At 34.3% G+C, this 1,427-nt stretch carries 2 protein-coding genes; one reads left to right on the top strand and one right to left on the bottom strand.

The window, feature by feature from the left end:
- Window positions 1-407 precede the first annotated feature (407 nt).
- Complete coding sequence (locus tag AC1DUA_RS37480; RefSeq protein WP_477504553.1) at window positions 408-1,055, top strand: serine O-acetyltransferase; 648 nt, start codon at window positions 408-410, stop codon at window positions 1,053-1,055.
- A 90-nt stretch (window positions 1,056-1,145) separates the two neighbouring features.
- Here AC1DUA_RS37480 and AC1DUA_RS37475 read toward each other — a convergent pair.
- Window positions 1,146-1,427 (bottom strand): hypothetical protein (locus tag AC1DUA_RS37475; protein ID WP_477504552.1); only part of this gene is annotated, 282 nt, incomplete at its 5' end.

Genomic DNA, 1,427 nt, shown 5'->3' with positions numbered 1-1,427 from the left:
TCTATGGCACTGCTTGTAAAATTAGGTATTACATATAACTTAAAATCTGTCTCATCTGTTTATCAAAATTCTTTTGGTATTTATCTCATTCATGTCGCGATTATAAAGATAATTCTTATGATTTCATCCATATTGTTCTCTAATCTTTTATTTGTAATATTAACCACACTTCTAACTCTAGTTGTCTCTTACTGGTGTGTTGAACTTATAAAAATAACCCCAATCTCATCGGTGCTACTAGGACAGAAAAGTATTAGGAAGAAACATGTTAATGTTGATCCTCTAATGAATAGATTCGATAGGTGATATGGTGTCTGCAAAAATATATCAAATAAACAAACACTGTATTTAATCATTTTTTATTTAAGAAACACAATATAAGTCAGAATCTAAGGAGGGAAAGTTTAGTGGATAAATCTTTGAGCAGTAATTCTAAGACTTTACCGACAAGGGAGAAGTCAGGCATTATGAAAATATCTGAGTTACAGGAGTATTGGCTATCAGATTTACATCGCTATGAAGAATCCATGCAAGTAAACATGAAGAAAGTATTTTACCGTCAATTTCAACTTCCGGGTTTTCATTACATGTTTTGGCTAAGACTATGCCGATATTTAAGTGTAAAAGGAAAGCTGCTGTTTCCTGTATATGCTATAGCAATGCTGATACTACAACACTTAAAATATAAATATGGCATAGCAATTTCCCCTAAAACTAATATAGGTAAAGGCTTTTATATTGGTCATTTTGGAGGGATTGTAATAAATAGTGGAGCAACCATCGGAAACAATTGCGTTATTATGCAGGGGGTAACTATTGGTGCGAGCAACAGAGGGAAGAAAAAAGGTGTTCCTATAATAGGCGACAATGTTTATATGGGTGCTGGTTGTGTAATTATCGGTAATATAAAAATTGGAAATAATGTAGCTATTGGGGCAAACTCTGTTGTAACCAGTGATGTTCCTGATAACGCGGTTGTTGCTGGAATGCCTGCCGAAGTTAAGTCATTCAATGGATCAACCGGTTACATCGGTTTTCCATATCCCTGTAGTTAAGAAATATGAAAACTCTATCTATAGAACAAAAACTCCCTTCGGCCCTTAGGCTTGTTGGGAGTTTTTATTTAAAAACGAGTTGAGCTAGTATTACTTTGACAATACTTCATTATTATTATTCATGTCATCCGTCTTTAATTTTAATATTGAAGATTGAAAAGTATTGTTGGAAATCGTGTAGCCAGGTGAACCTATTCCTGCATCCACAGTGTCAATTCCGTATAAAGCTGCATTCGTTGTGATCATGTTATTCATGAACGTAAAGGATTTGACTTGAGACGGTTTCGTGGCGCCTGCTAAGGATCCTACCTTGATATAAGGTGTATTATTTTTAACTGTAAGATTAGCAGCAGTTAATGTACTATCTAGTAT

This window comes from Paenibacillus sp. 01T422 (assembly GCF_056398785.1).
The sequence above is the reverse complement of the archived record's forward strand: the minus strand, read 5'-3'. Positions and strand labels throughout refer to the sequence as shown.